This window comes from Streptomyces sp. YIM 98790, from assembly GCF_011421595.1.
Classification (GTDB): Bacteria; Actinomycetota; Actinomycetes; order Streptomycetales; family Streptomycetaceae; genus Streptomyces.
On sequence record NZ_WTLH01000226.1, the window covers coordinates 1 to 8,229 of the forward strand.

Annotated in this window: 7 protein-coding genes and 1 pseudogene; 2 read left to right on the plus strand and 6 right to left on the minus strand. The window is 75.4% G+C overall.

Annotated features, from left to right (window positions below; genetic code table 11):
• Positions 1-1,130: ferrochelatase (locus GQS09_RS24935; protein WP_165989822.1), on the minus strand; the 1,130-nt coding region annotated here is incomplete at its 3' end.
• A gap of 516 nt (positions 1,131-1,646) precedes the next feature.
• Here GQS09_RS24935 and sepH point away from each other — a divergent pair.
• A pseudogene (gene sepH / locus GQS09_RS24940) lies at positions 1,647-2,733 on the plus strand (septation protein SepH).
• Between the two features lie 120 nt (positions 2,734-2,853).
• Here the strand turns inward: sepH and GQS09_RS24945 are convergent.
• Complete coding sequence (locus GQS09_RS24945) at positions 2,854-3,696, minus strand: sulfurtransferase (protein ID WP_165989823.1); 843 nt, start codon at positions 3,694-3,696, stop codon at positions 2,854-2,856.
• 222 nt (positions 3,697-3,918) lie between these two features.
• Here GQS09_RS24945 and GQS09_RS24950 point away from each other — a divergent pair, with 222 nt between their 5' ends.
• Positions 3,919-4,698, plus strand: a complete 780-nt coding sequence (locus GQS09_RS24950) for a VOC family protein (protein WP_165989824.1) — start codon at positions 3,919-3,921, stop codon at positions 4,696-4,698.
• A 67-nt stretch (positions 4,699-4,765) separates the two neighbouring features.
• Here GQS09_RS24950 and GQS09_RS24955 read toward each other — a convergent pair whose 3' ends face one another.
• The 4 genes from GQS09_RS24955 to GQS09_RS24970 form a co-directional block, all read right to left on the minus strand.
• Positions 4,766-5,503, minus strand: a complete 738-nt coding sequence (locus GQS09_RS24955) for a thymidine kinase (protein WP_165989825.1) — start codon at positions 5,501-5,503, stop codon at positions 4,766-4,768.
• Positions 5,504-5,599: 96 nt separating this feature from the next.
• Positions 5,600-6,793 carry an alkaline phosphatase family protein gene (locus tag GQS09_RS24960; protein ID WP_165989827.1) on the minus strand — a complete coding sequence of 398 codons (1,194 nt, stop codon included), beginning with the start codon at positions 6,791-6,793 and terminating at the stop codon, positions 5,600-5,602.
• 32 nt (positions 6,794-6,825) lie between these two features.
• Positions 6,826-7,413, minus strand: coding sequence for a DUF5998 family protein (locus GQS09_RS24965; protein ID WP_165989826.1), 588 nt, complete (start codon positions 7,411-7,413; stop codon positions 6,826-6,828).
• Positions 7,414-7,507: 94 nt separating this feature from the next.
• The coding region (locus GQS09_RS24970; protein ID WP_207958252.1) for an acetate--CoA ligase family protein at positions 7,508-8,229 on the minus strand (722 nt) is incomplete at its 5' end.

Below are 8,229 nucleotides of genomic sequence, written 5' to 3' on the forward strand. Positions count from 1 at the left end.
GCGGGCCGGTCCGCCCGGCCGCGGCAGCAGTCCACCGGGCAGACGTCGTGGCCGGGGCCGAGGGCGCCCAGCGCGCAGCGCTCCGGCCGCTCGCCGCGCTCGGTGGCGGCGCGCTCCAGCACCAGGTCGCGCAGCGCGGCCACGAACCGCGGATCGTCCCCCACGGTGGCCGAGCGCACCGCCGGCAGGCCCAGCTTCTCGGCGACCTCCATGGCCTCGGTGTCCAGGTCGTAGAGGACCTCCATGTGGTCGGACACGAAGCCGACCGGGATGATCACCACGGCCTCGGCGCCGCCGGCGTGCAGCTCCCGGAGGTGGTCGCAGACGTCCGGCTCCAGCCAGGGGATCTCCGGGGCGCCGCTGCGCGACTGGTAGACGAGCTGCCAGGGCCGCCGCACCCCGGTGGCCTCCTGCACCGCGCCGGCGATCCACCGCGCTGCGTCCAGGTGCTGGGCCACGTAGGCGCCGCCCGCGCCGTGCGCACTCCCCGGGCCGGTGACATCGGCGGCGGCGGTGGGGATGGAGTGCGTGGTGAAGACCAGCTGTGCCCGCTCCCGCACGGCCTCCGGCAGCCGCTCCAGGGCGGCCAGCACCCCGTCCGCCGTCGGGCGCAGGAAGCCGGGGTGGTTGTAGTAGACGCGCAGCTTGTCCACCCGGGGCGGGGTGAGCCCCTCCTCGGTCAGGGCGGCCAGTGCCCCGGCCAGGTCCTCCCGGTACTGGCGGCAGCCGGAGTAGGAGGAGTAGGCGCTGGTGACCACGGTGAGGATGCGGCGGTACCCGGCCCGGGTCATCTCCCGGAGGGTGTCGGTGACATACGGGGCCCAGTTGCGGTTGCCCCAGTGCACCGGGAGGTCCAGGCCCTGCGCGGCGAAGTCGGACCGCAGCGCGGCCAGCAGCCGGCGGTTCTGCTCGTTGATCGGGCTGACGCCGCCGAAGAGGAAGTAGTGCCGGCCGACCTCTTCCAGCCGTTCGCGCGGGATGCCCCGGCCCCGGGTGACGTTCTCCAGGAACGGCACCACGTCCTCGGGGCCCTCCGGGCCGCCGAAGGAGAGCAGCAGCAGGGCGTCGTACGGGCTCGGGTCGGTGGGGTGGGAGCCGGTCCGTGCGGCCGGCGCCGGATTGTGCGACATGCCGCCATCCTCGCACCGCCCGCTGTCACACCGGGCGGGGGCCGGGTGCGTGGCGCCTATACCGACTTTTTACCTGACGTTCCGTCAAGCGGGCGCGGCCCACTCGGGCGTATGATTCTGTCCCAGTGACGTACCGGAGTCGCACGGCAATCGTTCCGCTTTCGCCGTTTCCGGACAGGTGATCACTCCAACAGGTGAAGAACGACAAGGACCGGACTCCCCGGACGGGCGCCACGAGAAAGGGTGATCCCGGCGGCACCCGCCCCCGGTTGGCCCCAATGGAGTAGTGTGGCGAGTCCTGGCCTCGACCCCCGTCTGCCCTGAAGTGTGCGAAGCAAGCCGCATCGATCACCGAAAGTGGCGAATTGGCTACCCTGCCATAACGGTGAGCGAGGGCCGAGGCTCGACACGCCGGGGTAAGTCGGCAAGGTTGTGGCGAGCTGCACCCGGGCAGGCCACACTCGTCTAGCGGGAGCAGCAACGCACGTGACGTCGGCAGGCACCCGGGAGGTCCTCATGCCCGAATTGCGTGTCGTGGCCGTCAGCAACGACGGCACACGGCTGGTGCTCAAGGGTGCCGACAATGCGGAATACACGCTTCCGATCGACGAGCGGCTGCGCGCCGCCGTGCGCAACGACCGTGCGCGGATGGGCCAGATCGAGGCAGAGTCGATTCTGCGCCCGCGCGACATCCAGGCCCGGATACGAGCCGGGGCCACGGCCGACGAGGTCGCCCAGGCCGCCGGCATCCCGGTGGAGCGGGTCCGCCGCTTCGAGGGGCCGGTGCTGGCCGAGCGGGCCTTCATGGCCGAGCGGGCCCGGAACACCCCGGTACGGCGCCCCGGCGAGACCACCGGTCCGCAGCTCGGCGAGGCCGTGTCCGAGCGGCTGCTGGTGCGCGGCGCGGACCGCGACACGGTGCGCTGGGACTCCTGGCGGCGGGACGACGGCACCTGGGAGGTGCTGCTGGTCTACCGGGTGGCCGGGGAGACGCACTCGGCGAGCTGGTCCTACGACCCGCCGCGGCGGCTGGTGCAGCCGGTGGACGACGAGGCGCGCTCGCTGATCGGTGACACGGACGACACCCCGGACCAGCCGAGCACCCCGTTCGTGCCGCGCATCGCCCGGCTGCCCCGGGANCCCGTTCGTGCCGCGCATCGCCCGGCTGCCCCGGGAGGGCGAGCGGGAGCGGGAGGGTTCCGGGCGGTCGCGCCCGGCCGCCGCCGCGAGCCGCTCCTCCGGTGACGCACCGGTCGGTGACGGCGACTCGCTCACCAGCCTGCTGGAGGCGGTGCCGAACTTCCGCGGCGACCTGGTGGTGCCCGGCCCGCAGTCCGCTCCGGCGGCCGAGGGCCCGGGCTCCGGGGAGCAGCCGGCCGCGGCGGCGCCGGAGCCGGCGGCCGAGCAGCAGCGCCCGGCGGCCAGTGCGGGTTCGGCGTACGCGGACGTGCTGATGCCGCGCTCGGTCGCCGGCCACCGGGACCGGCTGGTCGGCACCACGGACAAGCAGGCCGAGGCGGACGGCGTCCGGCCGGGCCGGCGCGCCGCCGTGCCGAGCTGGGACGAGATCGTCTTCGGCACCCGGCGCAAGAAGAAGGACTGACCTCCGGCAGCCCTCCGCGAGAGCCGTTCGGGAGCGGTTCCTTCCCGGCCCTCGCGGGCGGGAAGGAACCGCTCCGGTCCCGTCCCGGTCCCGGGCGGCGCGCGCCCGGGACCGGTGCGTTCAGCCGGGCTGCGGACCGGTGGCGACGGGACGCGCCGGGTCGGCGCACCACTCGCTCCAGGAACCGGCGTACAGCGCGGCGTCGATGCCCGCCACGGCCAGCGCGAGCACCTGGTGGGCGGCGGAGACGCCGGAGCCGCAGTACACGCCGACCGCCGTGCCCGGCCCGGCGCCCAGCTCCGCGAAGCGGCGGGCCAGCTCCGCCGCCGGGCGGAAGCGGCCGTCCGGCCCGGTGTTCCCGGTGGTCGGCGCGGACACCGCGCCCGGGATGTGCCCGCCCACCGGGTCGATCGGCTCCACCTCGCCCCGGTAGCGCTCGGCCGCGCGGGCGTCCAGCAGCAGGCCGCCGCGGGCCAGCTTGGCGGCGTCCTCCGCGCCGAGCAGCGGCATGGCCCCCGGCGCCGGGCGGAAGTCGCCCGGCGCCGGCTCGGGCACCTCGGTGGTCAGCCCGCCGGTCCAGGCCGCCAGGCCGCCGTCCAGCACCCGCACGTCCCGGTGCCCGGCCCAGCGCAGCAGCCACCAGGCGCGGGCCGCGCCCCAGCCCTGGCCGCCGTCGTAGACCACCACCGGGCGGTCGTGCCGGACGCCCGCCCGGCGCATGGCCGCGCCGAAGACCTCCGGGTCGGGCAGCGGGTGCCGGCCTCCCGGGCCCGGCGGGCCGGCGAGCACGGTCTCCAGGTCGATGTAGACGGCTCCCCTGAGGTGCCCGGCGGCGTACTCGGGACCGCCGGGCGGGCCGCCGAGCTGCCAGCGCACGTCCAGCAGCACCGGCCGCCGTTCCGGCGCCTCCCCGGACGCCGCCAAGTCGCTCAGAAGTTCGGATGCGGAGATGATGGCTGCCATGGGGTCATTGTCCTCCGCGGTTCGGTGGCTTCCGCACACGTCGCGCGGGTTTCCGGCGCGGCCCGGGGTCCCGGAGCGCCGGATGATGCGAGCATCGGCGGCGCACGGCGCGGCGGGCCGCAGGGCCGGGTACCGCCACCCGGGCCCGCGGCACAGCCCGTCCCCGTCCCCGCCTGCGCCCGCGCCCGCATCCGCCGTCGCACGTTCCGAGGAGAGGCAACGATGACCGAGTCCTGGAACCCTCCCGGCCCCGGGGCCCCCTGCTGGGTGAGCCTGCTGGTGCACGACCTGCCCGCGGCCGAGCACTTCTACCGTGAGCTGTTCGGCTGGGAGTACCACGCGGGGCCGGAACAGCTCAGCCCGTATTCCCGGGCCCTGCACCACGGGCACCCGGTCGCCGGGCTTGCCGGGCGCGCCGCCCGGCTGGGCCGCCCGGTGACCTGGCTGCCGTACATCGCCACCGGTGACGCGGACGCCACCTGCGACATGATCCGGGAGTGCGGCGGCACCCTGGCGATCGGCCCGATGGATGTGGAGCACTCCGGCCGGATGGCCATCGCCTCGGACACCGTCGGCGCGGTGTTCGGCGTCTTCCAGCCCGGTGAGCACCCGGGCTGCCCGTTCGCCGCGATGCCCGGGGTGCCGGTGTGGATGGAGCTGATCACCTCGGAGTCCTCGGCGGTGAGCAAGTTCTACGCGGTGGTGTTCGACTACGACCCGCGGCCGGAGTCCCGGCTGCCCTCGCTGGACTACCTGACCCTGTACCACTCCGGGCGGCCGGTCGCGGGCATCCACGGAGTGGGGCCGCGATCGGTGCCGCACGACCGCGGCTCGCACTGGCTGGTCTACTTCTCGGTGTCCGATCTGGACCGGGTGACGGAGCGGGTGACGGAGCTGGGCGGCCGGCTGGCCGGTGAGGTGCGGCCCACGCCGTTCGGCCGGATGGCCCGGATGACCGACCCGGAGGGCACCCCGTTCGCCGTGCTGGAGGAGACGCCGTAGGCCCCGCCCGGACGGGAACGGGAAGGCGGGCGGACGGGGACGCGGGAGGGGGAGGCGGGAACGCCGGTCAGCCCGTGCTGCGCGCGGGCTGCGCGGGGATGCCGGCCGGGCCGCGGTCCACGGGCAGCACGTCCGGGGAGAGCACGGCGGCCCCGGCCGCGGCGGCGGTCAGCCGGCGCCGGTGGTGGCGCCGGCACAGCACCTCGTAGCCGACCCGGGCCGGGGCCCGGCCGTCGCCGCCCCGGTCGTCCCGGTCGCCGTCCCGGCCGCCGGAGTCGCCGACATCGCCCACCACCACCTGGGCGCCCTCGACCACCATCCGGCCGTCCAGGGTGCGGGCGTTGTGCGTGGCCCGGGCGCCGCACCAGCACAGTGCCTCCACCTGGAGGGTCTCCACCCGGTCGGCGAGTTCGATGAGCCGCTGCGAGCCGGGGAACAGCTTGGTGCGGAAGTCGGTGGTGATACCGAAGGCGAAGACGTCGATCCCGAGGTCGTCCACCACCCGGGCCAGCTGGTCCACCTGCCCGGGGGCGAGGAACTGGGCCTCGTCGGCGATCAGGTAGTCGGCCCGGCCGCCGCCGGTGAGGTACTTCACCAGGTACGCGTGGAAGTCGAAATCGTCGCCGGCCTCCACGGCCTCGGTGACCAGCCCGAGGCGGGAGGAGAGCCGTCCCTCCCCCGCCCGGTCGTTGCGGGTGAAGATCAGGCCCTGGAGGCCCCGCGCGGAGCGGTTGTGCTGGATCTGGAGCGCCAGGGTGCTCTTGCCGCAGTCCATCGTTCCGGTGAAGAAGGCGAGTTCGGCCACGCGACAGCTTTCTCGGTCTCTCGGTCTCTGGGGCTCTCGGTGTCTCGGTCGGTCTGGTTCTGTGCGGTCTCGGTCTCCCGGCGTCGCGGCCGGCGGTCAGGTGCGGACCCGGAGCAGCGGGACGAGCTGCTCCGCCGTGGTCATGGAGCCGTGCATGCCGATCAGGGCGGACTCGTTGGGCTCGGTGGTGCTCGCCACGATGGCCGCGTCCCCGGTCATGGCGACCACCACATCACCGATCCGGGGCAGCACCCGCGGCTCCACCACGGGGCCGAACCAGCCCAGCTCGACCGCCTCCTCCCTGGTGGCCACCCAGGCCGCGCCGGCCAGTACCTCGCTCCACACCGCGTGCACATCGGCGGCGGCGCCCGGCACCGCGTAGACGTGACGGGCCCGGCCCTCCCCGCCCAGCAGGGCGACCCCGGCGCGCAGCTCCCAGTCGGTGTCGAAGTCCCAGCGCGCCTCGGGGGTCTGCGGCACGTCCACCATGCCGTGGTCGGCGGTGATGTAGAGCGCCGAGCGCGGCGGGAGCTGCTCGGCCAGGCGCTGTGCCAGGCCGTCCACATGGCGCAGCTGGCCGCGCCATTCGGCCGAGCCGGTGCCGTAGCGGTGGCCGGCGCCGTCCAGCTCCGCGTAGTAGGTGTAGACCAGGGTGCGGCCGTCGGCCGCCAGCCGCCGGGCGGCCAGGTCCATCCGCTCGCCGGCGTCGGTGCGGCCCAGATAGCTGCCGCCGCTCAGCGCGATCCGGGTCAGCGGGGTGTGCTCGAAGCCGGGCGCGGAGACCTGGCTGACCGCCACGCCTGCGGCGTGCGCCCGCTGGAACACGGTCGGATAGGGCTGCCAGAGCTGCGGGTCGGTGTACGGGTCCCAGCGGAGCTGGTTCATCAGGCCGCCGGTGTCCGGGTCCAGCACCCGGTAACCGGCCAGTCCGTGCACGCCGGGCGGCAGGCCGCAGCCGACCGAGGCCAGCGAGGCGGCGGTGGTCGCCGGGAAACCCGCGGTGAGCGGGGCGGCGCCGGGCAGCAGCGAGCTGAGGAAGGGGGCCAGCTCGGTGTGCGCGCGCAGCTGCTCCCAGCCCAGCCCGTCGACGAGGAAGACGCAGACCCGGTCGGCGGGTTCGAGGGCCAGGCCCGCCCCTCCGGCGGCCCCGGCGGCCCCGGCGGCGCCGGAGGGCACGTGGCCGTCGGGCACGCCCATGCCGACGACGACCGCGGGCAGCAGATCGGCGAGGGAACCGCTGCCGTAGCGGGGCACGGGCGCGCCGCGCGGATCGAGCGGCAGGGGCTCCATCGCCCCCGGCTCCGCGGCGGCCGGGTGCGAGCTCACCGGTCGGTCACCGCTGTCGCCTCGGAGAGGGCCTGGGCGAAGGCCAGGGTCTGCCGGACGGTCTCGGGGCCGTCACCGGCCTCGCTGATGCGCAGCGAGATGTCCTCGGCGGTGGTGGAGCCGGTGTAGCCGTGATCGGCGTCGCAGTTGGGGTCGCCGCAGTTGGCCGGTTCCAGGTCGATGCGGGAGAGCGTGCCCCAGCCGATCGTGAGCACCACCTCGTGGGGCAGGGTGCCGGGGGTGTACGCCTCGGGGTTGGCGACCACCCGCCGGAGCATCACCGAGGAGATCCGGGAGAGCTTGACGGACTCGGTGGAGCTGGCCGCGTACGGCGCGGGCGAGGAGCTGTCCGCGGGCTGCTCGTCGGTGTGGCTGGCGATGAAGCGGGTGGGGGTCAGCACCAGCACGGTCACATGGCGCCGGACCTCGTTGTTGTCGAAGGTCGTCTCCTGCTGGACCAGGTAGGACACCACCGTCTCGCGGCCCACGGCCGTCTCCACCGCCTCGGCGACGAGTGCCGGGTAGTAGCCGCTGCGCTCGATGGCCGCACGCAGCCCCTGGGTCGTGGTACCGGTCTTCGCCATGGGCTCCATCCTAAGGGCTGGAGTGGACCCCCAGGCCGGCCTCCGGAGGGTCCGCACAGCCCTTCGAGGCAGCTCCGGCGCCTGGCTCCGCGGATCAGTAGACCGGCATGCGGCGGGGGCCGAGGTCGGCACGGGGCGGCGGCGGGGCGACCCGCACCGTGGCGCCCAGCACGCTGACACCCTGCGGGGCGACCACCACGGGCTCCAGCTCCACGGCGGCGATCGCCGGGTGGTCGTCCACCAGCCGGCCCAGGCGGAGCAGCACCTCCTCCAGGGCCGCGGTGTCCACCGGCTGGGCGCCACGCCAGCCGAACAGCATCGGGGCGGCGCGGATGGCCCGGACCAGCTCGTGCGCGGCCCGGTCGGTGATCGGGAGCAGCTGGTAGGCGACGTCCCCGAGGAGTTCGGAGGCCGGGCCGGCCAGGCCGAAGGAGAGCACGGCACCGATCGCCGGGTCGACGGTGGCCCGGACGACGGTGTCCACGCCGCGCGGGGCCATCCGCTGCACCACCGGGCGCAGCTCGGCGGGGGAGCCGAGCTGGGCGGTGAGCTCCTCGTAGGCGCGGCGGAGTTCCGGCTTGGTGGCCAGGCCGAGCCGGATGCCGCCGAGATCGGAGCGGTGCCGCAGGTGGGGGGCGGTGGTCTTGAGGGCGACCGGGTAGCCGAGCCGGGCGGCGGCGGCCACGGCCGCGGCGGCGTCGGGCGCCGGCAGCGCGGGCAGTACGCCGATGCCGTAGGCGGCCAGCAGCCGCCCGGTCTCCTCCTCCCGCAGCACCGTGCCGCCCTCCGCGCCGCCGCTGCCGCCGGCCTGCGGCG

Coding starts and splice junctions, on each gene's coding strand:
- GQS09_RS24945 (WP_165989823.1), bottom strand. CDS start 3,696: ATGGCAGCCATCATCTCCGCATCCGAACTTCTGAGCGACTTGGCGGCG.
- GQS09_RS24950 (WP_165989824.1), top strand. CDS start 3,919: ATGACCGAGTCCTGGAACCCTCCCGGCCCCGGGGCCCCCTGCTGGGTG.
- GQS09_RS24960 (WP_165989827.1), bottom strand. CDS start 6,793: ATGGAGCCCCTGCCGCTCGATCCGCGCGGCGCGCCCGTGCCCCGCTAC.
- GQS09_RS24965 (WP_165989826.1), bottom strand. CDS start 7,413: ATGGCGAAGACCGGTACCACGACCCAGGGGCTGCGTGCGGCCATCGAG.